This window comes from Bradyrhizobium sp. ISRA436, from assembly GCF_029910015.1.
Classification (GTDB): Bacteria; Pseudomonadota; Alphaproteobacteria; order Rhizobiales; family Xanthobacteraceae; genus Bradyrhizobium.
The window spans coordinates 6,807,902-6,829,716 of record NZ_CP094519.1 but is presented as its reverse complement, the minus strand read 5'-3'; the positions used below and the strand labels follow the sequence as shown (position 1 = coordinate 6,829,716).

Below are 21,815 nucleotides of genomic sequence, written 5' to 3'. Positions count from 1 at the left end.
GGCGGCCTGACCGGATCCGTCGTCCCGGCAAAGGGACTTCGCTCGGGGAAGGCCTGGTGTCGTGGCCTGCCCAGATCGGTTGAGGCTCCTTCCTTAGGTTGCGTGGGCCATCGGATTGAAGGGTTTCGCATCAGCCAGCATCCGATGCAGGATGACTGCGAGCTTGCGCGCCAGCGCCACCTTGGCCTTGCGCATGCCCGCACGTTTGGCAAGCCGCATGGCCCAGCTCTTCAGCGCCGAGCAGTTCCTGACCGGCTTGGTCAGCATGACGTGGGCGGCCTGGTACAGCGCCTCCCGCACCGACGCGTCGCCGATCTTGCTGATGCGGGCAGTGTAGTCGGTTTGCCCCGACTGATACTTCTTCGGGGTGAGCCCAAAATGCGCGCCGGTCGCCTTCGAGGAACGGAACCTGATCGGATCGTCGATCGCGGCGGCATAGGTGAGCGCCACGATCGGGCCGACGGCCGGCGTTGTCATCAGAAGCCGGGCCGGGGGATGCGATCTGGCGAGCTTCTGGGTGTGTCTGTCCAGGCCATTGAACTCGCGCAGCAACACGGCATGGGCTTCGAGCAGGGCCTGCGCCACCAGCTCAAGTCCGGGGTGGCCGGCGACGAGCTCCCGGATCCGGTTGGCGAACGTGCGCTCGGTGGTCTTGCCGACCTTCAGGCCAAAGCCCCGCAGCACGCCACGTACGCTGTTCTCGATGTCGCGCAGCTTCGACTGCAGCAGCTTGCGGGCCGTCAGAACCGCCCGCGTCTCCTGCGCTTCAATCGACTTGCAGTGGACCGGCCGGAACCAGCCGAGCCGCATCAGTTGGGCGATGCCGCGGGCATCGTTGCGGTCCGACTTCACCGGCATCGCCTTGAAGGCATCGCGGACGTGCCGGGTCTCCAGCAGCTCGACGGCAAGCCCGGCCGCGCGCAGCGCCGTGGACAGCCATTGCGACAACGGACCGGCCTCCAGTCCGATCCGCTCCATCGCCTGGCCCAGCGATCGGAACCAGGCGATCAGCGCTTCCGGCTCGCTGGCAACCTTCGCCTCCCGCAAAATCTTGCCCGCGCCATCGACAACGCAAACGCTCGAGCTTTCCAAAGACACGTCGATTCCTGCATAGTGGTACATGGTCGTCCCTTAATGATGCTTGGAGCGGGCTCGCCCGACTCCGTTTGAACACCATCAGTTTGAGGGACGACCGCCTGCCCGAAAAGCCGCACGCGAGCGCGCTTCCACATCGCGCCGTCGCGACCGGGCGACTATATCCGTCGGCCCGTTACCCCATCTACGGCGGTACGAAGCCTACAACGGCTCGCCCCTCTTCGTCGTGAACTTGTACACGCCGGCGGCTCCGAGCGCGGCGTGCATGTCGACGTCGGGAGAGCTGATCTCGTCACCAGTGTTTGGCTGAGTGTTCCTATATCGGACCGCCAAAGCGGCCATCTTCGCAGTGCATCATCCCATAACCGTGGCGGGCCCGCAAAATCCGGATGGCAGGCCATCGGCAATTTCACCGGAGCTCGCGGCCGGATTGCGTTACAATTGTGCTTATAAAATCAACACGGCCGCCATCGAGGGGCCGGCATAGACGGGAGCACGCGCATGCAGTTCAGAGTTTCGCCGACATCGCTGCAGGACAGCTCGAGCGCCGAGGAGTGGCAGGCGCGGGTCGATCTCGCGGCGGCGCATCGGCTCGCTTACATCCACGGTTTCTCGGAAGGCATCTTCAACCATCTCACCTTCGTGATGCCCGGCCGCACCGATCGCTACTACCAGATCCCGTTCGGCATGCACTGGTCGGAAGTGACCGCATCGTCCTTCATGGAGGTCGGCATCGACGACGCCGAGGTGAAGCGGGGCGAGGGCGAGGTCGAGCGCTCCTGCTATTGCATCCATGCGCCGATCCACAAGGCGCTGCCGCAAGCGAAGGCGGTGTTCCACACCCACATGCCGTTCGCCAGCGCGCTGACGCGGCTCGAAGATCCGCGCATCAAGGAGATCGGGCAGACCGAGGTCGGACTGTCCGAGGCGATCGCCTATGACGATCTCTACACCGGTCCTGCGCTCGATCCGGCCGAAGGGGCGCGGCTCGCCAAGGTGATCGGCAACAAGAGCATTCTGTTCATGGCCAATCACGGCATCTCGACTGTCGGCGAAACCATCGCCGATGCCTATGACAGGCTGTATTACATCGAGCGCGCCGCACAGGTGCAGATCTACGCGATGTGGACCCACCAGCCGCTGAAGCAATTGCCGCAGCAGGTGGTTGAGAAGACCAAGCGCGATTTCCGCGACGATCACCTCTACAAGGGCCCGAGCCCGTCGCAGCGGCACTTCGATGCGCTGAAGCGGATGCTGGACCGCAGGGAGCCGGACTACGCGACATAAGGCAGGCTGCGAGGCGCACCGCCATCTCCGCCGTCGTCCCTGCTTTCGTGTTTGGTCCCGTGGGTCCCGGGTCGCGCGGAGCCTGTCATCGGGCGCGCATTCGCGCGACCCGTTGGCTTGCCCGGGACGACACCGGCGCAAGTGGCGTCTTGCGATGCCAATTACTGGCTCGCCCACACGATGCGTGCGATCCACTCGACCTCGTCTGCGTCGAGCGTGCGGTCGGGATGTGCCGGATTGAGGGAGGCGAGCTCCAGCACCTTGGCAGTGCGCCGCCTCAGCTCCTTCACCATTACCTCGCCGCCTGTCGTGCGCACGACAACACGATCACCGCGGCGGATCGGGGTGCCCGGCGAGACCACGATGATGTCGCCCTCGCGATAGGCGGGCTTCATCGAGTCGCCCTCGATCTCCAGCGCATAGGCATGCTCGTCATTGGTCGCCGGCAGCGCCACCTCGTCCCAGCCCTTGCCGGAGGGAAAGCCGCTGTTGTCGAAATAGCCGCCGGCGCCGGCCTGGGCGAAGCCGATCAGCGGCACCGACTGGCCGCCGCGCCCGCCGTCGCCGAGCAGCTGCACGAAGGCTTCCATGCTGGAATTGGTCGCGGCCAGCGCCTTCGACACCGATTCGGTGGATGGCCAGCGCTCACGGCCATCGCCGGTGATGCGCTTGGACCTGTTGAAGGTGGTGGGGTCGAGGCCGGAGCGCTTGGCGAGGCCTGAGGGCGACAGGCCAGCGCGTTCGGCGAGCCGGTCGAGGGCGGCCCAGACCTGGCTGTGGGTCAGCGGTCGAGCGGCTTTCGGCTGTTTGGCCATCGCGAGGATCCGGTGTGGGAGACCTAGGAATTATTACCCCAAAACAGGCGGCGTCTGCAATTCTGCTCCGGTGTTGCACCGCGCCGCTTGAGTTGCGCCGCCGCCGCCGATACGGTCGCTGGCTCGCCCGGTGGCGTCTGGGGCTTTTCGCCCCAATCCGGACAAAACCCCAAGAGACTCAAGGACAAAAAGGGAAGGCCGGCACGTGCCTATGATCTACAAAATCACCCCTGCCTCGGCCTGGCGCGAGGCCGAGCGGCAGGGCGTGTACCGGGGCAGTGCGGACGACAAACGCGACGGCTTCATCCACTTTTCCACCGCGTCCCAGGTCGCCGAGACTGCGCGCAAGCATTTCTTCGGGCAGACCGGCCTGTTCCTGGTCGCGGTCGATGCGGACGCGCTGGGCGACGCCCTGCGCTGGGAGCGGTCGCGCAACGACGAGCTGTTCCCGCATCTTTATGGCGAGCTCGACCTCGGCGCGGTCATCGAGATCCTCGAGCTGCGCGCGCGGTCTGACGGTGGTCACGACGTTCCGGAGCTCAAGCCGTGATCCGCGCCTTCGATGCCTTCTCGCTGTCGCTGCTCCGCTGGTTCGATCCCGAAGATGCCCATCGCATGGCGATCCAGGGATTGAAACTGCTGCCGCCGATCAGGCAGCGGCCGGATGATCCAAAGCTCGCGGTGCGCGCCTTCGGGCTCAACTTCCCGAACCCGATCGGGATGGCGGCGGGCTTCGACAAGAGCGCGGAAGCACCCGACGCCTTGCTGCGGCTCGGCTTCGGCTTTGTCGAGATCGGATCGGTGACGCCGAAGCCGCAGGCCGGCAATCCGCGGCCGCGGCTGTTCCGACTCGAGCGCGACGAGGCCGTGATCAACCGCATGGGCTTCAACAATGACGGCGCGGAGGCCGTGCTGCGGCGGCTCGCCTCGCGCGCCAGCCTCGGCGGCATCGTCGGCGTCAATGTCGGGGCCAACAAGGATTCGCCCGACCGCATCGCCGATTACGTGAAGCTGATCGAGACCTTTGCGCCGGTTGCGAGCTATTTCACCGTCAACGTCTCCTCGCCGAACACGCCCGGCCTGCGCAACCTGCAGCAATCGGCCATGCTCGACGACCTGCTGTCACGCGTCATCGACACCCGCGAGCGGGTGCGTAAAAACGCCGGCGATTCACCTGTTCTGCTGAAGATCGCGCCGGACCTCAGCCTTGCCGAGCTCGACGACGTCGTGCACATCGCGCGCTCGCGCCGGGTCGACGGCATGATCGTCTCCAACACCACGCTGGCGCGTCCCTCGAGCTTGCGCGAGGAGGGCCGGGCGAAGGAGCAGGGCGGCCTGTCGGGCCGTCCGCTGTTTCGGCTCTCGACGCGGATGGTGGCCGAAACCTATGTGCGCGTCGAAGGCGCATTCCCGCTGATCGGTGTCGGGGGCATCGACTCGGGCGGCGCGGCGCTGACGAAGATCCGCGCCGGCGCCAGCCTGATCCAGCTGTATTCATCGCTGGTCTACAAAGGCCTCGGGTTGGTCGATGATATCAAGCGCGACCTGTCCTCGACCTTGCTGCGCACCGGGCGCGACTCGCTGTCCGAAATTGTCGGCGCCGATGCCGCGACGATCACGGCCGAGGACTGGCCGGTACGGTAGCTGATCTATACCGCCTTGAACGACTTCCGGAATAGCGCCGCATAGCGCAGGCCCTGCAGGCCGCCGCGCGCAACGTAGAAGCCGAGCAGCGCCGTCCAAAGTCCGGCGTTGCCGAACGCGCTGAACGCCCACCAGCTGGCGAGGAAGATCGCAAGCGACAGCAGCATCAGGTTGCGCATCTCGCGCGCCCAGGTCGCGCCGACATAGATGCCGTCGAAGCCGAACGCGAAGACGCCGGGCAGCGGCGCCAGGATCACGAACAGCAGGAAGTCGCGCGCGCTGCGGCGGACACCGTCGCTGGTCGTCATCAGGTCGATCAGGACGGGCCCGAACAGCGCGAACAGCGCGCAGACGACCAGCGCAAAGCCGATCCCCCACAGCAGCACCAGTCGGGTCGAGTCGGCAAAGCCTCTGGCGTCGCGCGCTCCGAAGGCGCGGCCGCAGAGCTGCTGGGCGGCGTTGGCGAGGCCGTCGAGGAAGAAGGCCGACACCAGCAGGAAGTTGTTCAACACGGAATTCGCCGCCAGCGTCACGTCGCCTTCGCGCGCGCCTTTCGCGGTGAAGAACAGAAACACGATGATCAGCGCCGCTGTGCGGATCATGATGTCGCGGTTGACGGCCAGCATCCGCATCAGCTTGGCGCGATCGAACAGGGTGGCACGCGGCACCGCGAAGCCGCCTCCGGCGAGATGCCACGCCACCACGACGCCGAGCGCGAAGCCGGTCGCCTCCGCCAGCACGGCGGCGATCGCAGCACCCGCGATACCTGCGCCATAGACCAGCACCAGAAGCACAGTGGCCGCCATGTTGATCAGGTTGATCACGATCTGCAGCATCAGCGCCAGATTGGGACGGGCCTGTCCGACCAGCCAGCCGAGGATCACGTAATTGGCGAGCGCCAGCGGCGCCGACCAGATCCGGATCATGAAATAGGTCCTGGCCGCGTATGTCACGCCCTCGCTGCCGCCCATCACGCTGAACGTGACAGCGGCCAGCGGCAGTTGCAGCGCGATCAAGGCTGTGCCGATCAGGCCGGCGACGATGAAGCCGCGCACCAGGATCGCGGCGAACTCCCGCGTCTCCCCGGCGCCTTGCGCCTGGGCTGTGAAGGCCAGCGTGCTCATGCGCAGGAAGGCGAACAGCCAGAACAGGCAGTCGAAGATCGCCGAGGCCATCGCCACGCCGCCGAGCAGCGCGGCGTCGTCGAGGCGGCCGACGGCCGTGGTCGAGACGATACCGATCAGCGGCGTCGTCAGGTTGGCGACCATCGCGGGGCCGGCGATGGCGAATACCTGCCGCGTCGTGATCCTGGGATGAATGGGCGCGTGCATGGTCAGAGTTTGATCGTCATGCCGTCGCTGGCCGCGGTATAGGGCAGGTCACCGACGCGGCCGAGCATGTCGTCGCTCATATGGGTGAGTACGACGCGCTTCGCGTTGATGGCGGGGAGATGCGTTTCCAGCGTTTTCAGGCTGAGATGATTCTTGACCATCCTGTCGTAGGTATAGGCTTCCGCGATGAAGAGATCGGCATTCGTTGCGGCCGGGATCAGCGCGTCGGTCCATTCGGTGTCGGCGCTATAGGTGATGACGCGGCCTTCCGCTTCGATGCGATAGGCCAAAAACGGCCCGCCGGACTCACCGTGTACGACCGGGTAGGGCGTCACGGTCACAGCACCGAAGCTGCTGGTATGCAAAGGTTCGAGCGTGACCACTGAGAGATCGAAGCGCTGCTTGGTCTTCGACGAATGCTCGAACATCACCTCCATCACCTGCGGCAGCTTGGTCGCGATGCCTTTCGGCCCTGCGATGGTGAGCGGCCGGGTGCGCCGAGAGAACTGCGCGTCGAGCAGCAGGAACGGCAGGCCGGCGAAATGGTCGCCGTGGAAATGCGTGATCAGGATCAGGTCGATCGTGTCGCGGTCGATCCCGAGCCGCTTCATCGCGGGAAGTGAGGACGCGCCGCAATCGATCAGGACATTGACGCGCTCGCCCGTGACGTGAAAGCAGGTGTTGAAGCGGCCACCGGAGCCGAACGCGTCGCCGCAGCCGACAAATCGCAATTGCATCGGCTGCCAGCGCTCCTCTGGGTCAGCGGCCGCGCGGCGCGCCGAACAGCCGCGACAGCAACCAGACCGGAATCACGACCACGGCACCGAGCAGGAAGTAGCGCCAGGCCCAGTTAATCGCGTCGAAGCCGAAATCCCAGATGTTCTGGAACAGCTTGCGAATGCTGTAGAGGATATTCCAGGGATCGAAGCCGATCGCGGCAAGCACGACGCCGACGAGGATCGAGAGCAGGATCAGCCGGAACGCCACCGAAAGCGGCGATCCGCCGAGGAAGCGGTACAGGCCGTCATTCTGGCTGGCCGGCAAATCCCGGACGTCATTTGGCATCTCTGTCTCCTTGCGGAATCGCCGCGCATTATATGTCACGGCCGGGCACGTGGGGAACCCGGGAACCGCGATCAATGGCTGCCATGCATCGGCGGGATTTAATTTCCTGTCATGCTCATTAACAGCCGTTCAAGCGTCTCCAGCCGGTCGGCCTCGCGCGGCTTCTTGTCCCAGCGCAGACGATTGATGCGCGGAAAGCGCATCGCGACGCCGGATTTGTGACGCGGCGAGCGCTGCAATCCCTCGAACGCGACTTCCAGCACCAGGCCCTGGTTCGGCTCGTGCACGACATGGCGCACGGGGCCGAACTTCTCCGTCGTGTTGCGGCGAACGAAGCGGTCGATCTGCAACAGCTCCTCGTCGGTGAAGCCGAAATAGGCCTTGCCGACCGGCACGAGCTCGTCGCCATCGGTCCAGACGCCGAACGTGTAGTCGGAATAATAGGACGAGCGCTTGCCGTGGCCGCGCTGCGCATACATCAGCACGGCGTCGATGATGTGCGGATCGTGCTTCCACTTCCACCACGGTCCCTTCGGCCGCCCCGGCAGATAGGGCGCATCGCGCCGCTTCAGCATCACGCCTTCGACCGCGTCGGCATCATCGCCCGCGCCGGCGCTGCGCGGATCGGCCCGCGCCGCCGCGAGCTCCGTCCAACTCGCGAAGGGAATCGTCGGCGACAGGTCGATGCGCGGGTCGTTCAGTTTCGCGATGAAGCTCTCGAGATGCGCGCGGCGCTCGACGAAAGGCAGCTCGCGCAGATCGTTCTCGTCGTCGCCGAGCAGATCGTAGGCGCGCAGATGGATCGGGAATTCCTTGATGAGTTTTGGCGAGACCACTTTGCGGTTCAGCCGCTGCTGCAGCACGTTGAAGGTCTGCACCCGTCCGTCGCGCAGCACCAGCAGTTCGCCGTCGATCGCGCCGGGCAGATGCAGCGACGGTACGAGATCCGGGAAGCCGGCGGTGATGTCCTCGCCGGTGCGCGAATAGAGCCGCGCCTGGACGTGGCCGCGGTCGTCGCGGCCGGACACCGCCTGCACACGGATGCCGTCCCACTTCCATTCTGCGCTGAAGTCGGCGACGTCGAGATTGGCGAAATCCGCATCCTCGATCGCATGCGCCAGCATCACCGGGCGGAATGGCGCAGGATCGCGGTTGATCGGCTTGTCGCCGCGGCCTTCCAGCCAGGCGAACAGGTCGAGATAAGGCGGCGACAGGCCCGGCCACATCAGCTCGATCTCGTGCGGGTCCTTATTCCCGAGCGCGGCCGCCGCGGTCTTCGCCAGCCGCGCCGAGATCCCGATCCGCATCGCGCCGGTGACGAGCTTTAATAGCGCCCAGCGCCCGGTTTCATCGAGCTCATCCAGCCAGCGCGCGAGCTGCGCGGGCAGTTCGGTTTTGCCCAGCGTGCGCAGTGTGCTGACGACTTCGGTCAGTGTCGGAGGGGGCGGGTTGTTGTGGAGGGAGCTGTGTAACGGATTTTCTTCACCTCTCCCGCTTGCGCGGGAGCTCGGATCGTTCGGCGGCGGGTAAGCGCGGTCGAGCGATCCGGGTGGGGGCTCTCCCCGCTTGTCCATTGGGTGGAGAGACCCCCACCCCGGCCCTCCCCCGCAAGCGGGAGAGGGGGAACTCTTCGGCCACATCAGCGCGACCGTCTCCGAGAGGTCGCCGACGTAATCGTAGGAGTATCCGAACAGCACAGGATCGGCGCGCTCCGTAATCAGGTCGCGGATCAATCCGGGCTTGGCGTGCTTGAACGACAGCGCGCCGGTCAGCGCCGCCAGCGCGTAGCCGCGGTCGGGATCCTCTGTCCCCTGAAAATAAGCGACCAGCAGCTTGATCTTGTTGTTGCGGCCGGGCTCGTAGGCGAGGCGGTCGAGCAATTGAGCGAAGCGGTTCATGCACCGGCCTCGCCGGTCAGTGCCGCCGTCTCGCCTTCATCCTCATCGCCATAGCCGACGAGATCGAGCGGCCGCGCCGCGAGTCCCCTGGTCGTGCACCAATGCACCAGCGCGTCTTCCTGGCCGTGCGTGACCCAGATCTCGCCGGCGCCGGTCGCGGCAATCGTTGCCGTCAGCCCGTCCCAGTCGGCATGATCCGAGATCACCAGCGGCAGTTCGACGCCGCTCTGGCGGGCACGGGCGCGCACGCGCATCCAGCCCGAGGCAAAGGCAGTGACCGGATCGGGGAAACGCCGGGTCCAGATATCGGAGGTCGCGCTCGGCGGCGCCACCGTGATGGTGCCGGCAAGATCCGCCTTCTTCATGCCACGCGCGGGTCTGAGCTCACCGAGCCGGATGCCGCGCTCCTGATAGTAGTAAGTGATCTTCTCCATCGCCCCGTGCAGATAGATCGGCGCGTCGTAGCCGGCCTCGCGCAGCAGCGCCATGACGCGCTGCGCCTTGCCGAGCGAATAGGCGCCGACCAGATGCGCGCGCTCCGGAAACAGCTTCACCGAGGCCAATAGCTTTCTCACCTCGTCGGCCGCGTCGCCGTGGCGGAACACCGGCAGCCCAAACGTCGCCTCGGTGATGAAGACGTCGCAGGGCACGAGCTCAAATGGCGCGCAGGTCGGATCCCGCGTGTCCTTGTAGTCACCGGAGGCGACGATGCGGGTGTCCTTGCAGGTAACGGAGATCTGCGCCGAGCCCAGCACGTGGCCTGCGGGATGGAACGAGACTGTGACACCGCCGAGCTTGATGGTCTCGCCATAGCTGACCGCCTGGGTCGAGCCGGCGAAATTGTCGCCGTAGCGCAGCCGCATCATGTCGAGCGTCTCTTGCGTCGCAAGCACGGCGCCATGGCCGGAGCGCGCATGGTCGGAATGGCCGTGGGTGATCAGCGCACGCTCGACCGGCCGGACAGGATCGATATGGAAGCCGCCGGGCTTGCAGCAAAGCCCGGCCGGGACGGGCATCAGGATGTCTTGCGGGCGCATTGCCCCTATATAGGCGCTCGATCCGCCATGTTTAGCCGTCACGCGCAGGCTTGACCCGCACATCCATCTCCGGAAAAAGTCGCTGCTTTGATGGCTGGCCGGGTCTCCCCGAACGGGTGTGGACCGGCATCAGGCCATGGCAAGATTGGTTTCTTTAGACGAAATGCCTCTGCGCCTGTTCCTGACCTCCGGCGATCTCGTTGCCGACCGCCGCTTCGAGTTCGCGCGTGACCTGCAATTGAAAGGCGATCTGCCCGCCGCCGCCGAGCTTCTCGAGCAGGCGATCGAGATCGCGCCGAAATTCGCCTCCGCCTGGTTCACTCTGGGCGAGATCCGGCGGCAGCTTGGCCGCGATGAGGCGGCGATCGCAGCCTTCCGTGCCGCGCGCGATGCCGACCCTGAGGATCGCCACGGTGCCGGCCTGCGTCTGATGCATCTCGGTGCGGAGGCGGTGGCGCCGATGCCGCCGGCCTATGTGCGAACGCTGTTCGACCAGTATGCGCCGCGCTTCGAGGCCGCGCTGGTCGGTGATCTCGGCTATCGCGGCCCGGCGCTGTTGTTCAAGGCGGTGCTCTCGGTGCGGGCGGCCGCGAGGAAGCCCGCCTTCTTCAAGCGCGCGATCGACCTCGGCTGCGGCACCGGGCTCGTGGCCGGCGCCTTCGCGAAGAACGTCGACCGCTTCATCGGCATCGACCTGTCGCCGCGCATGATCGAGAAGGCGCGGGCCACCGGGCACTATGCCGAGCTCGAGGTCGACGACATGGTGCAGGGCATCCGCAGCAAGCCCGATGCCAGCGCCGAATTGGTCCTCGCCGCGGACGCGATGATTTACCTCGCCGATCTTGCGCCCGTGCTGGCCGAGGCGAGACGCGTGCTGGTCGCTGGCGGCGTGCTGGCCTTCACCACCGAGACCCATGACGACGAGGGCGTGATCGTCGGCGAAGGCCTGCGCTACGCGCACAGCGCGGCCTACGTGCGTGCGTCCGTTGCCGCCGCCGGTCTGACATTGGTGCAGTTCGAAGATCTCTCCGCCCGCAACGAAGACAATATTCCAGCTCCCGGACTCGTCGCCGTCGCGATCAAGCCGTGATGTCCTCCCCTCGTATGCTCACAACTTGAGTCTACACGCTACGTATTTGCCGTCGCGCGGCATTGCGTCGCGAGCTTGCGACTTCCCGCTTGCCCGGCGCGAAGCGGAATGCGAGAGCTTTCGCTCCAGGGAGAGAAAACCAAAATGAAGAAGCAAACACGGCGCGAGTTCGGCGCCACCACGTTGTCGGCCATCGCAGCCTCCGTCCTGCCGGCGCCTTTCGTCCGGGCCGCGGACAAGACATACGATCCCGGCGCGAGCGACACCGAGATCAAGCTTGGCCAGACCGTGCCGCATTCCGGCCCGGGCTCGCTCTATGGCGTGTTGGGGCGCGTCGGCGAAGCCTATTTCCAGATGCTGAACGAGAAGGGCGGCATCAACGGCCGCAAGATCAAATTCCTCACCATGGATGACGCCTACAGCGCGCCGAAATGCGTCGAGGCGACGCGACGGCTGGTCGAGCAGGAGGAGGTGCTGGCGCTCTACGGCTCGCTCGGCACCGCGCCGCAGACCGCCGTGCACAAATACCTCAATTCCAAGGGCGTGCCGCAGCTCCTGCTCAACACCGGCGCCTCGAAATGGAATGATCCGAAGAACTTCAGATGGACCATGGCCGGCCTACCGCTCTATCCGACCGAGGCGCGCATCCTGGCCAAGCACGTCGTCAGCGTGAAGCCGAACGCCAAAGTCGGCATCCTCTACCAGAACGACGATTTCGGCCGCGACTTCCTTGGTCCCTTTAAGAAGGTGCTGGCCGATGCCGGCGGCACCGCGAAGGTGATCATGGAGCAGACCTACGATCTCACCGATCCGACGGTCGATTCCCAGCTCATCAATCTCTCGAAGTCGGGCGCCGACGTCTTCTACAACATCACCACCGGCAAGGCGACGTCGCAGTCGATCCGCAAAGTCGCCGAGCTCGGCTGGAAGCCGCTGCAGCTCTTGTCGGCCGGCTCGACCGGCCGCTCGATCCTGAGCGCCGCAGGATTGGAGAATGCCAAGGACATCGTCGCGATCCGCTACAACAAGGAAGTCGGCGTGCCCCGCTACGAGAAGGACGCGGACGTGATCGCGTTCGAGGAGCTGCGCAAGAAGTATTTGCCGAACATCGATCCCGACAACACCATCGCCTTTGCGGGCTACGGCCAGGCGGCGACGATGGCGGAAATCCTGCGCCGCTGCGGCGACGACCTGACCCGCGCCAATGTGTTGAAGCATGCCACCACCTTGGCCGGCTTCCACTCGCCCTATTTCCTCGACGGCATCAACTATGCCTACACGCCCGACGACTACACGCCGATGAAGACGCTCTACATCGCGATCTTCAACGGCAAGGATTGGGACCTCTCCGGCCAGCCGATGACGGAGTAGGGAGCGGCACTCTCTTCCCCGTCATTGCGAGCGAAGCGAAGCAATCCGTCGATCCCCTCGGGGAAAGATGGATTGCTTCGTCGCTTCAGCGCAAAATTGCTTTGCAATTTTGTCGCGAGCTCCTCGCAATGACGGCGGAGACGGCCCCATAGGCCGGCCGGCTGCCGCGAGGCGGTTACTGCCACCTGCTGCCATCCAGCCCGCCCCTCGACGAAGCCGCCTGAACCGCCTACCTCTTGGGCGTGTCGACGCTCGATCTCTTCTCCGTCACGCCGTCGGAAACGGCCGACCCGCTGCCGCGCCGGTTTCGCGACTGGTTCACCGCTCGCGGCTGGTCGCCGCGCAAGCATCAGCTTGCGCTGCTGGCGAAAGCGCGCGAGCAGCGATCGGCGTTGCTGATTGCGCCGACCGGCGCCGGCAAGACGCTGGCGGGATTCTTGCCGACATTGGTGGAGTTGTCGGGGGAGGGCGAGGAGAGAGGCGGAAAGCTGGCGACGCATACTCGATCGTCACCTCCCCCCTTGCGGGGGAGGTCGACGCCCTCTGACGCGCAATCGCGCGTCGGGGGGCGGCGGGAGAGGGGTATGCCGCTTGCTCCGAACGATACGGCCTACCCCTCTCTCCAACCTCGAGAGCGAGCTTTGCTCGCCTCGGACCCCGCAAGGGGGGAGGGAGCCCTACCGGCGAGCGCTACGGAGCCAAGAAACAATCTCATATCCACGGGCCGCTCGGTCCGCCGCACCGGCGGGCTGCACACGCTCTACATCTCGCCGCTGAAGGCGCTGGCCGTCGACATCGCGCGTAACCTGGAAACGCCGGTTGCCGAGATGGGGTTGCCGATCAGGATCGAGACCCGCACCGGCGATACGCCGGTGTCGCGGCGGCAGCGGCAGCGGCGATATCCGCCGGATATCCTGCTCACCACGCCGGAGCAACTCGCGCTGCTGCTGGCCTCCGACGATGCGCCCTATCTGTTCTCCTCGCTGAAGCGCGTCGTGCTCGACGAGCTGCATGCGCTGGTCACGTCCAAGCGCGGCGATCTGCTCTCGCTTGGGCTCGCACGTTTGTGGAGGATCGCTCCGCAGGTGCGCGCCATTGGGCTCTCGGCGACGGTCGCCGAGCCCGAGCAGCTCGCACGGTTCCTGGTGCCGCAACCTGGCGGTGCGAGCGCATCCGCCGACGTCGTCACCGCCGGCGGCGCCGCGCCGCCGATCGTCGAGATGCTCGACACCAGGGAGCGGCTGCCGTGGTCCGGCCACAGCGCGCGTCATGCGCTGCCCGAGGTGTACGAGCTGATCAAGCGCAACAAGACCACGCTGGTGTTCGTCAACACGCGCAGCCAGGCTGAGATGCTGTTCCAGGACCTCTGGCGCATGAACGACGACGGGCTGGCGATCGCGCTGCATCACGGCTCGCTCGACGTCGGGCAGCGCCGCAAGGTCGAGGACGCGATGGCTGCCGGCCGCCTGCGCGGCGTGGTCTGCACCTCCTCGCTCGACCTCGGCGTCGACTGGGGCGACGTCGACCTCGTCATCAACATCGGCGCGCCGAAGGGCTCGTCGCGGCTGATGCAGCGGATCGGGCGCGCCAATCACCGCTTCGACGAGGCTTCGCGTGCCGTGCTGGTGCCGGCCAATCGCTTCGAGGTGCTGGAATGTTCCGTCGCGATCGACGCGATCGCCGAGAATGCGCAGGACACGCCGCCGCTGCGGTCGGGCGCGCTCGACGTGCTGGCCCAGCACGTGCTCGGCTGCGCCTGCGGCGAGCCGTTCCTGTCGGACGAACTTTATGCCGAGGTGTTGACGGCAGCGCCGTATGCCAATCTCGCGCGCGCGGATTTCGACGACGTCGTCGAGTTCGTCGCGACCGGTGGCTACGCACTGAAGACCTATGAGCGCTTCGCCCGCATCAAGCAGGACAAGCAGGGCCGCTGGCGCGTCGCCAATCCAAAGGTGCGGCAGAGCTATCGCCTCAACGTCGGCACCATCGTCGAAGAAACCATGCTGAAGGTGCGGCTGGTGCGCTCGCGCGCCGGCGGCCAAGGAAAAAGCAAAGGATCGACCGGTGCGATCGCGCGCGGCGGCCGCCTGCTGGGGCAGATCGAGGAGGTCTTCATCGAGGGTCTCGTGGTCGGCGACACCTTCGTGTTTGGCGGCGAGGTGGTGCGCTACGAGGCCCTGGTCGAGGACCAGGTCTATGTCTCGCGCGCCAACGACAAGGATGCCAAGGTGCCGTCCTATATGGGCGGCAAGTTCCCGCTCTCGACCTATCTTGCCGAACGCGTCCGCAAGCTGCTCGACAACAGCCGCGCCTGGAGGGCGCTCCCTGATCAGGTCCATGACTGGTTGTCTTTGCAGCGGAAGTTCTCGCGCGTGCCGGCGGTGCGCGAGCTCCTGGTCGAAACCTTCCCGCGCGGCGGCAGCCACTATCTGGTCTGCTATCCCTTCGAGGGCCGGCTCGCGCACCAGACGCTCGGCATGCTCTTGACGCGCCGGCTGGAGCGCGCGCGCGCCCGTCCGCTCGGCTTCGTCGCCAATGAATATGCGCTCGCGGTGTGGGGCGTCGGCGATCTCTCCCTCATGATCAGGCAGGGCAAGCTCGATCTCAACGCGTTGTTCCATCCGGATATGCTCGGTGACGACCTCGAGGCCTGGCTGGAAGAATCCGCGCTGATGAAGCGTACCTTCCGCAACTGCGCCATCATCTCCGGCCTGATCGCGCGCCGCTTCACCGATGAGGAGAAGTCACGCCGTCAGGTGCTGTTCTCTACCGATTTGATCTATGATGTGCTGCGCAAGCACCAGGCCGACCACGTGCTGCTGCGCGCTGCGCGCGCCGATGCGGCCACGGGCCTGCTCGATCTTCGCCGCCTCGGCGACATGCTCTTGCGCATCCAGGGCAGGATCACCCACAAGGATCTTGACCACGTTTCTCCGCTTGCCGTCCCCGCGCTGCTGGAAATCGGCCGCGAGTCAGTTTATGGCGAAGCATCCGACGAGCTCCTGGCCGAAGCAGCCGAGGAACTGGTGCGGGAGGCGATGACATAACGCTGAAGCGTTTCGAGCGAAGCCTGTCCCGGACTTGATCCGGGATGGATACCGGTTCGCGTGAAGAAAACGCGGCTAAACAAAAAGGATACGAGTATGATCCGATTCAATCGGATCATACTCTGGGGAACAGGACGTGACGGCAGGCGCGCAGGCTTCGGGAGATAGTGACGACATGCGCGTTTCGAGGGTCACCGTCGCGGACGTTGCCTTTGTTGCTGATTTCTCCGGCGCGCTGTTCTGGGAAGAGCAGCGCCTTCTTGTTGTTTCTGATCTGCATCTGGAAAAGGGCTCGAGTTTCGCCGCGCGCGGCGTGCTGCTGCCGCCCTACGACACGGTGGCGACGCTGAGCCGGCTCGCCGCCGTGATCGCGCGCCACGATCCGCGCCAGGTGATCGCGCTCGGCGACAGTTTTCACGATCGCGATGCCCATGAACGGCTGTCGGAGGCTGATCGCGAGGCGCTGGCGGCGCTGCAGGCGCGGCGCAACTGGATCTGGATCTCGGGCAATCACGATCCGGTGTTGCCCGCCGATCTCGGCGGCGTGGTCGCAACCGAGGTCGCGATCGGTCCGATCGTGTTCCGGCACGAGCCGACTGGTTCGAGCGGCGAGATCGCCGGGCATCTGCATCCCAAGGCGCGCGTGCCGACCCGCGGCCGCTCGATCGAGCGCCGCTGCTTTGCGAGCGACGGCGAGCGCGCGGTGATGCCGGCCTTCGGCGCCTACACCGGAGGCTTGAGCATCCGCGACGCGGCGTTTGCCAAGATCTTCGGCTCGCCGGGCTTCATGGCGCATGTGCTCGGCGACAACCGCGTGCACGCGTTTGCCGCATCGCGGTGCTATTGAGCCCTTTCGTCATTCGGGGGCACGCCGCAGTTCGTAGGATGGGTAGAGCGAAGCGAAACCCATCATCCGTCCTCGCGGCGACAGCGATGGGTTTCGCTACGCTCTACTCATCCTACGTGAGCGAATGTAACGGAGAGGGAGCGTCGCCCTGCGACAAATCACCCCGACGGGCAAATGAGCGCTTCCGTCGTCGGGCAAATCAGTGGCACGAATCCGCCCGTCTCACCCGCTTGAGGGGCGCTTCGCGATCGTCACGAGTGTTGCGGTGAGATGCGGTGGACGCCGAGCGTGTGACTGACGAGCATGCGTGAGGCGGACGGTGAAGTCGTGCAGGCCTGGCGCCCTAGTGGCAGGTGTCTCCTCGCAAGATGCGGAACGCGTCTTTGCGAAGACGGTGACAACAAAGCCCAGTCTCGCCGGGGCGAGCACGTATAAGCCGTAAACCATCGCGCAGGGAAAGCCGGGATCGCTCCGGTTTCACCTGTGGTCCTACCTCCCGTGCTTTCCATTTGCACGGGACCCATGGGTGCGATCGGCACCCGGCTTTCCCTGCGCCCTCTGATCGAAGGGCGGCGAAACGAAATGCAAAGCTCGGACAAATCCTGTCGCGAGAGTGTAGACGCGCGTCATACACAGTCGTCATGCCCCGCGAAGGCGGGGCATCCAGTACGCCGCGGGCCCTCGGCTCATGCACCGCCGTCCCTGGAATACTGGATCACCCGCATGCGCGGGTGATGACATCGAGAGCTTGGATGCTTGATCTTGAATCGGGAGCGATCTCCGATGTCGTCTTCGCGGTTCGCCGGGACGATCGACGGCATCACCTCCGCCTACGCCGCCTTCGCCTGCACCGTGTCGCAATACTGCGCGAGCCGGTCAGCCAGCCGCAATGTCGCGGGGCTGGCCTCGGGGGCCGCGACAAGGGCGACCTCGGTCCTGTCGATCGGCGCAAACCCGTCTTTCGCCGTCAGCACGCGATGCTCGGCCTGGATCGACATCTCCGACAGGATGCTCAGCCCCAAGCCTGCGGCGACCGCGGCCTGGATGCCGGCGAGGCTGGAGGAGGTGTACGCCATGTGCCAGTTGCGGCCGGCGCTCTCCAGCGCGTGGATGGCGCGGGCGCGATAGAGACAGCCCGAGGCGAAGCCGATCAACGGCACCGAGCCGGTCCTCGTGTCGCGCGGATGGCTCCTGCTGGTGACCAGTGCACGCGCTCCGGCCACACCGCGATGCCGCCCTTCTCGCTGGCATCGCGCTTGATCAGCGCGAGATCGAGATCGCCGCGCTCCAGATCGCGGTACAGAAAGAGGCTCTGGCCGGTATGCACGTCGAGCCGCAGGTTCGGATGGCTGTGCGAGAAGGTCGCGAGCAATTTTGTCAGCCGATACGCCGCAAAATCCTCGGTGATGCCGATCCGGATCGCGCCTTCGCTGCCGGCACGCGACACCACGTCGCGCGCTTCTTCGGCGAGCGCCAGCAGCCGCCGCGCATAGCTCAGCAGCCGCTCGCCGGCTTCGGTCGGAGTCACGTCCTTGCCGCGGCGGATCAGAAGCAGCTGGCCGACATCCTCCTCCAGCCGCTTGATCTGCTGGCTCACCGTCGATTGCGTGCGGTGGACGCGCTCGCCGGCGCGGGTGAAGCCGCCGGCATCGACCACCGAGACGAAACTGCGCAGCAGCTCAAGGTCGAGCATCGCAGCCTCCATTCGAAAATCAACTGGGATATCGGTCTATCATTTAATTTCCAAATACCAAGGCGCGAGCCTAGATCGTGGGCAAAGGAGACCCTCCCATGTCAGTCGCCCCCGCCGTCGCGATGCCCCGCACCCGCTTCAACACGCTGCCGTTGCTGATCACCTTGTTCTGCCTGCTCTGGAGCTTCGCCTTCGTCGCCGGCAAGATCGGCGTCACCGATTGCCCGCCGCTGATCCTGCTCGCCGCGCGTTTCTCGCTCGCCGGCGTGCTGATTCTCGCCATCTCGTTGCTGCGCAGGGACGAATGGGACCTCAGCTGGCGCGATGTTGCCGTGTTCGCCGTACTTGGCGTCGCCAACAACGCACTCTATCTCGGCCTCGGCTACACCGGGGCTGAAGACGGTCTCTGCCGGTCTCGGCGCGTTGATCGTGTCGGCCAATCCGGTGTTCACCGCCGTCCTGGCGGCGCTGTTCCTCGGCGAGGCGCTTACCTGGCGCAGGGTCACGGGCCTGCTGCTCGGCATTGCCGGCGTCGCTTTCATCGTCTGGCATCGCATGTCGGTTGGCTCAGACAGTCCGCACGGCATCGTGTTCACCCTGGCCTCGCTCGCCTCGATCGTCGGCGGCACCATCCTGTTCAAGCTGCTCGCGCCCAAGGGCAGCCTGTGGATCGGCAACGGCATCCAGAACATCGCCGGCGGCCTTGCGGTGATGCCGTTTGCCTTCGCCAGCGTCGGCGACATCGTGCCGAGCGCGCGGCTCGCCGCCGCCTTTGCCTTCCTCGTGCTCGGCGGTTCGATCCTGGCCTATTTGCTCTGGTTTCATCTCCTGAAAGTGTGTGGCGCCACGGCTGCAAGCGCCTATCACTTCCTGATGCCGCCGCTCGGTATGCTGTTCGCCTTCCTCGTGCTCGGCGAGCACGTCGAATTCCACGACCTGCTCGGGATCGTTCCGGTGGCACTCGGCATTTATCTGGTGACCCGCCCTGCAGCTGCCGCATCGTCCAAGAGGAGTGTGACATGAGCATCACCATCACCCTGATCGGGGGACCCACGGCATTGATCGAGATCGACGGGTTCCGCCTGCTGACCGATCCGACCTTCGATGCGCCCGGCGACTATCAGCTGCCGCATGTGAGGCTGGAGAAGTTGACCGGCCCTGCGCTCGGCGCGCGCGACGTCGGTGAGATCGATGCGGTGCTGCTGAGCCACGACCAGCATTCCGACAATCTCGATAATGCCGGCCGCGATTTCCTGAAGCAGGCGAAGCGCGTGCTGACCACCGAGGCCGGCGCCAAGCGCCTCGGCGGCATGACCGAGGGCTTCGTGCCGTGGGGCTCGACTGTATTGAAGAAGGGCGATCGGTCGCTGACCATCACCGCGACGCCGGCGCGGCATGGGCCCGCGGGGATCGAGCCGCTGTCCGGCGATGTCATCGGCTTCGTGGTGGAGTCGAGCAGGGCAGGCAGCCGCCCCATCTATGTCAGCGGCGACACCACCTGGTTCGACGGCGTCGCCGAGGTCGCGCGGCGTTTCAATTGCGGGGTGGTGCTGCCCTTCGCCGGCGCGGCGCAGACCCGTGGTCCGTTCCATCTCACCATGGACAGCAATGATACGATCGAGACCGCGCGCGCCTTTGCGGATGCGGTGATCGTGCCGGTCCATACCGACGGCTGGGCGCATTTCCGGCAGAATGCCAACGATCTGCGGATGTCCTTCGACACCCTCGGCTTCGGCCGCCGGCTGCGCATCCTCGAGCCCGGTGTCGCCACCGTCATCGAGCCATGATGAGGAATCCGATCTGAGGATTCATGGAAGGAGCTTTAATCCTTGCGGAACACGATCGAGGCCATCCAGCCCGTCATCAGCGCCATGAGCGCGGTGACGAGACCGTAGGCGAAGCCGTTCTGTCGCGCGGTGGTCGCGACGAACTGCTCGAAACCGACCTTGACGATCTCGAAAGCGGTCTCGGTTTTCGTCACCAGTTTGCCGTCGGCGAACAGCTTGATCTCGACATTGTAGATGCCGATCGGCACCTCCGCCGGCAGCGGAATGCCGGTGCGGAACAGGGTCGGCGTCAGGAATGTCACGGCCGAGGTCGCCTCGCGATAGAGCCCGTGCTCGGAGCGCAGCCGCACGAAGGCGCTGCGGAAGGCGTCGTTCGGCACCACGTCGGCATAGTCGGAGCCGACGCGCTGCATCAAGAGCACGTTGTTGAGCCCGAGCTGCTGGCGCCGCTGCACGTCCGGAGACGCAATCGCGTCAAACGGGCGATTGGAGAACAGCGCCAGATAGCCGGGCACCTGCAGGAACTGCCGGGAGTCGGTGTTGATCCAGATGCCGAACCTGCGCTCCTTGCGGCGCGTGACCATGTCGGCGCGCGGGCCGGAGACGGTGACGACGAGGTCGTAGCTGCCGCGATTGGGCGGCGTCCTGGCGTCCTTCTCGACCGAGCCGAACAGCACGAGCTCGCCGCCGGAATAGTTCGGCGTCACGGTGACGCGGTGGTTGGAGACCGACACGATCAGCCGCTCGGCATGGGCCGGCGCCGCCGCCAGCGCGACGGCGAAGAGACCCATGAACGCAAGCCGCGCGCACAGTCTCATGGCGGGACTCCGCCGCTTTCGCGGATGCTGTAGAGGTCCTGAGGCCGGATCACCAGCTCGACCGCGAAGCGGATGCCGACCGCGAGCACCAAGAGGCCGAGCAGCAGGCGCAGATGCTCGCCGCGGATCTTCTGACCGGCGCGCGCGCCGAACTGCGCGCCGGTGACGCCGCCGACCATCAGGATCAGCGCCAGCACGGCGTCGACCAGATGGTTGGTCACGGCATGCAGCATGGTGGCGATCACCATGGTGACGAAGGTGAGCACCATCGAGGTGCCGATCACGGTCGAGGTCGGCACCCGCAGCAGATAGATCATCAGCGGCACCAGGATGAAGCCGCCGCCGATGCCCATGATCGCGCCGATGAAGCCGATGACGAGGCCGACCACGATGACGGGAATGACCGAGAGGTAGATCTTGGAGCGCTTGAAGCGCAGCTTCAGCGGCAGGCCGTGGATCCAGCCATGGCTGCCGGGCTTGCGCAGCGTGACCGCGCCGCCGCGGCGAGCGCGCAGCATCGCGCGCAGGCCTTCCCAGAACATCAAGCTGCCGACCGTGGTCAGCAGGATGACATAGGACAGCGCGATCATCAGGTCGAGCTGGCCGAGCGAGCGCAGATAGGTGAAGGTCCACACCCCGAGCGCGGTGCCGAGCGTGCCCCCTATCAGCAGGACCGTGGCCAGCAGCGGGTCGATCGCGCGCCGGCGCCAATAGGAGATCGCGCCCGAGAACGACGAGGCCGCGATGTGGCTCGCGACGGAGGCGACCGCGACCGCAGGCGCAATGCCGACGAAGATCAGAAGCGGCGTCATCAGGAAGCCGCCGCCGATGCCGAACATGCCGGAGACGAAGCCGACCGCCGCGCCCATCGCCAGGATGAGGAAGACATTGACCGGAATGTCGGCGATCGGGAGGTAGAGCTGCACGCGCGTCGCTTCTTCTCGGTTCGCCGCGGTCAGCCGCAAGACTGCGCCACGGCGTGGTGTCCTG

17 protein-coding genes and 2 pseudogenes are annotated in these 21,815 nt (G+C 65.7%); 9 read left to right on the top strand and 10 right to left on the bottom strand.

Annotated elements, in window-relative coordinates; translation table 11 throughout:
• Positions 1-93: 93 nt before the first annotated feature.
• Positions 94-1,122, bottom strand: coding sequence for an IS110 family transposase (locus tag MTX23_RS31735; protein ID WP_280973967.1), 1,029 nt, complete (start codon positions 1,120-1,122; stop codon positions 94-96).
• A gap of 474 nt (positions 1,123-1,596) precedes the next feature.
• On the opposite strand from MTX23_RS31735, the gene MTX23_RS31730 reads away from it, so the two are divergent.
• A complete protein-coding gene (locus MTX23_RS31730; RefSeq protein WP_280974023.1) occupies positions 1,597-2,382 on the top strand; it encodes a class II aldolase/adducin family protein in 786 nt (261 codons plus the stop codon).
• Between the two features lie 161 nt (positions 2,383-2,543).
• Here the strand turns inward: MTX23_RS31730 and MTX23_RS31725 are convergent, their stop codons facing one another.
• Complete coding sequence (locus MTX23_RS31725; RefSeq protein WP_280974022.1) at positions 2,544-3,197, bottom strand: helix-turn-helix transcriptional regulator; 654 nt, start codon at positions 3,195-3,197, stop codon at positions 2,544-2,546.
• A 205-nt stretch (positions 3,198-3,402) separates the two neighbouring features.
• Here MTX23_RS31725 and MTX23_RS31720 point away from each other — a divergent pair, with 205 nt between their 5' ends.
• Both MTX23_RS31720 and MTX23_RS31715 read left to right on the top strand, forming a co-directional pair.
• Positions 3,403-3,747: a DUF952 domain-containing protein gene (locus tag MTX23_RS31720; protein ID WP_280974021.1), complete on the top strand. Its 345-nt coding sequence runs from the start codon at positions 3,403-3,405 to the stop codon at positions 3,745-3,747.
• Positions 3,744-4,841, top strand: a complete 1,098-nt coding sequence (locus MTX23_RS31715; protein ID WP_280974020.1) for a quinone-dependent dihydroorotate dehydrogenase — start codon at positions 3,744-3,746, stop codon at positions 4,839-4,841. The genes MTX23_RS31720 and MTX23_RS31715 overlap by 4 nt, the downstream gene beginning before the upstream one ends.
• Positions 4,842-4,846: 5 nt before the next feature.
• Here MTX23_RS31715 and MTX23_RS31710 read toward each other — a convergent pair whose 3' ends face one another.
• The 5 genes from MTX23_RS31710 to MTX23_RS31690 form a co-directional block, all read right to left on the bottom strand.
• On the bottom strand, positions 4,847-6,172 hold the full coding sequence (locus MTX23_RS31710; RefSeq protein ID WP_280974019.1) for an MATE family efflux transporter: 1,326 nt from the start codon (positions 6,170-6,172) through the stop codon (positions 4,847-4,849).
• A gap of 2 nt (positions 6,173-6,174) precedes the next feature.
• Entirely contained in the window at positions 6,175-6,909 is a 735-nt protein-coding gene (locus MTX23_RS31705) for an MBL fold metallo-hydrolase (protein WP_280974018.1), read from the bottom strand.
• A 22-nt stretch (positions 6,910-6,931) separates the two neighbouring features.
• Positions 6,932-7,237: a DUF6460 domain-containing protein gene (locus tag MTX23_RS31700; RefSeq protein WP_280974017.1), complete on the bottom strand. Its 306-nt coding sequence runs from the start codon at positions 7,235-7,237 to the stop codon at positions 6,932-6,934.
• 98 nt (positions 7,238-7,335) lie between these two features.
• A complete protein-coding gene (locus tag MTX23_RS31695) occupies positions 7,336-9,135 on the bottom strand; it encodes an ATP-dependent DNA ligase (protein ID WP_280974016.1) in 1,800 nt (599 codons plus the stop codon).
• Entirely contained in the window at positions 9,132-10,172 is a 1,041-nt protein-coding gene (locus MTX23_RS31690; RefSeq protein ID WP_280974015.1) for a ligase-associated DNA damage response exonuclease, read from the bottom strand. Before MTX23_RS31690 ends, MTX23_RS31695 begins: the two co-directional genes overlap by 4 nt.
• Positions 10,173-10,335: 163 nt before the next feature.
• Between MTX23_RS31690 and MTX23_RS31685 the strand changes: the two genes are divergently transcribed.
• The 4 genes from MTX23_RS31685 (at position 10,336) to pdeM (ending at position 16,527) form a co-directional block, all read left to right on the top strand.
• Positions 10,336-11,262, top strand: a complete 927-nt coding sequence (locus MTX23_RS31685) for a methyltransferase domain-containing protein (RefSeq protein WP_280978287.1) — start codon at positions 10,336-10,338, stop codon at positions 11,260-11,262.
• Positions 11,263-11,406: 144 nt separating this feature from the next.
• Positions 11,407-12,633, top strand: coding sequence for an ABC transporter substrate-binding protein (locus tag MTX23_RS31680; protein ID WP_280974014.1), 1,227 nt, complete (start codon positions 11,407-11,409; stop codon positions 12,631-12,633).
• 293 nt (positions 12,634-12,926) lie between these two features.
• Positions 12,927-15,680, top strand: a complete 2,754-nt coding sequence (locus MTX23_RS31675) for a ligase-associated DNA damage response DEXH box helicase (protein WP_280978286.1) — start codon at positions 12,927-12,929, stop codon at positions 15,678-15,680.
• A 175-nt stretch (positions 15,681-15,855) separates the two neighbouring features.
• Positions 15,856-16,527: a ligase-associated DNA damage response endonuclease PdeM gene (gene pdeM, locus MTX23_RS31670; protein WP_280974013.1), complete on the top strand. Its 672-nt coding sequence runs from the start codon at positions 15,856-15,858 to the stop codon at positions 16,525-16,527.
• A gap of 830 nt (positions 16,528-17,357) precedes the next feature.
• On the opposite strand, the pseudogene MTX23_RS31665 reads toward pdeM, so the two are convergent.
• A pseudogene (locus MTX23_RS31665) lies at positions 17,358-18,220 on the bottom strand (LysR family transcriptional regulator).
• A 98-nt stretch (positions 18,221-18,318) separates the two neighbouring features.
• On the opposite strand from MTX23_RS31665, the pseudogene MTX23_RS31660 reads away from it, so the two are divergent.
• A pseudogene (locus tag MTX23_RS31660) lies at positions 18,319-19,243 on the top strand (DMT family transporter).
• Entirely contained in the window at positions 19,240-20,007 is a 768-nt protein-coding gene (locus tag MTX23_RS31655) for an MBL fold metallo-hydrolase (RefSeq protein ID WP_280974012.1), read from the top strand. Before MTX23_RS31660 ends, MTX23_RS31655 begins: the two are co-directional and overlap by 4 nt.
• Positions 20,008-20,042: 35 nt before the next feature.
• Here the strand turns inward: MTX23_RS31655 and MTX23_RS31650 are convergent, their stop codons facing one another.
• Both MTX23_RS31650 and MTX23_RS31645 read right to left on the bottom strand, forming a co-directional pair.
• Positions 20,043-20,798: a TIGR02186 family protein gene (locus tag MTX23_RS31650; RefSeq protein WP_280978285.1), complete on the bottom strand. Its 756-nt coding sequence runs from the start codon at positions 20,796-20,798 to the stop codon at positions 20,043-20,045.
• Between the two features lie 23 nt (positions 20,799-20,821).
• Positions 20,822-21,751 carry a sulfite exporter TauE/SafE family protein gene (locus tag MTX23_RS31645; protein ID WP_280974011.1) on the bottom strand — a complete coding sequence of 310 codons (930 nt, stop codon included), beginning with the start codon at positions 21,749-21,751 and terminating at the stop codon, positions 20,822-20,824.
• Positions 21,752-21,815: the final 64 nt, after the last annotated feature.

What these genes read in the sequence shown, in the direction of transcription:
- MTX23_RS31730 (WP_280974023.1), top strand. Translation starts at nt 1,597, where the DNA reads ATGCAGTTCAGAGTTTCGCCGACATCGCTGCAGGACAGCTCGAGCGCC.
- pdeM (WP_280974013.1), top strand. Translation starts at nt 15,856, where the DNA reads ATGCGCGTTTCGAGGGTCACCGTCGCGGACGTTGCCTTTGTTGCTGAT.
- MTX23_RS31705 (WP_280974018.1), bottom strand. Translation starts at nt 6,909, where the DNA reads ATGCAATTGCGATTTGTCGGCTGCGGCGACGCGTTCGGCTCCGGTGGC.
- MTX23_RS31650 (WP_280978285.1), bottom strand. Translation starts at nt 20,798, where the DNA reads ATGGGTCTCTTCGCCGTCGCGCTGGCGGCGGCGCCGGCCCATGCCGAG.
- MTX23_RS31700 (WP_280974017.1), bottom strand. Translation starts at nt 7,237, where the DNA reads ATGCCAAATGACGTCCGGGATTTGCCGGCCAGCCAGAATGACGGCCTG.
- MTX23_RS31710 (WP_280974019.1), bottom strand. Translation starts at nt 6,172, where the DNA reads ATGCACGCGCCCATTCATCCCAGGATCACGACGCGGCAGGTATTCGCC.
- MTX23_RS31725 (WP_280974022.1), bottom strand. Translation starts at nt 3,197, where the DNA reads ATGGCCAAACAGCCGAAAGCCGCTCGACCGCTGACCCACAGCCAGGTC.
- MTX23_RS31685 (WP_280978287.1), top strand. Translation starts at nt 10,336, where the DNA reads ATGCCTCTGCGCCTGTTCCTGACCTCCGGCGATCTCGTTGCCGACCGC.
- MTX23_RS31735 (WP_280973967.1), bottom strand. Translation starts at nt 1,122, where the DNA reads ATGTACCACTATGCAGGAATCGACGTGTCTTTGGAAAGCTCGAGCGTT.
- MTX23_RS31655 (WP_280974012.1), top strand. Translation starts at nt 19,240, where the DNA reads ATGAGCATCACCATCACCCTGATCGGGGGACCCACGGCATTGATCGAG.
- MTX23_RS31695 (WP_280974016.1), bottom strand. Translation starts at nt 9,135, where the DNA reads ATGAACCGCTTCGCTCAATTGCTCGACCGCCTCGCCTACGAGCCCGGC.
- MTX23_RS31690 (WP_280974015.1), bottom strand. Translation starts at nt 10,172, where the DNA reads ATGCGCCCGCAAGACATCCTGATGCCCGTCCCGGCCGGGCTTTGCTGC.
- MTX23_RS31680 (WP_280974014.1), top strand. Translation starts at nt 11,407, where the DNA reads ATGAAGAAGCAAACACGGCGCGAGTTCGGCGCCACCACGTTGTCGGCC.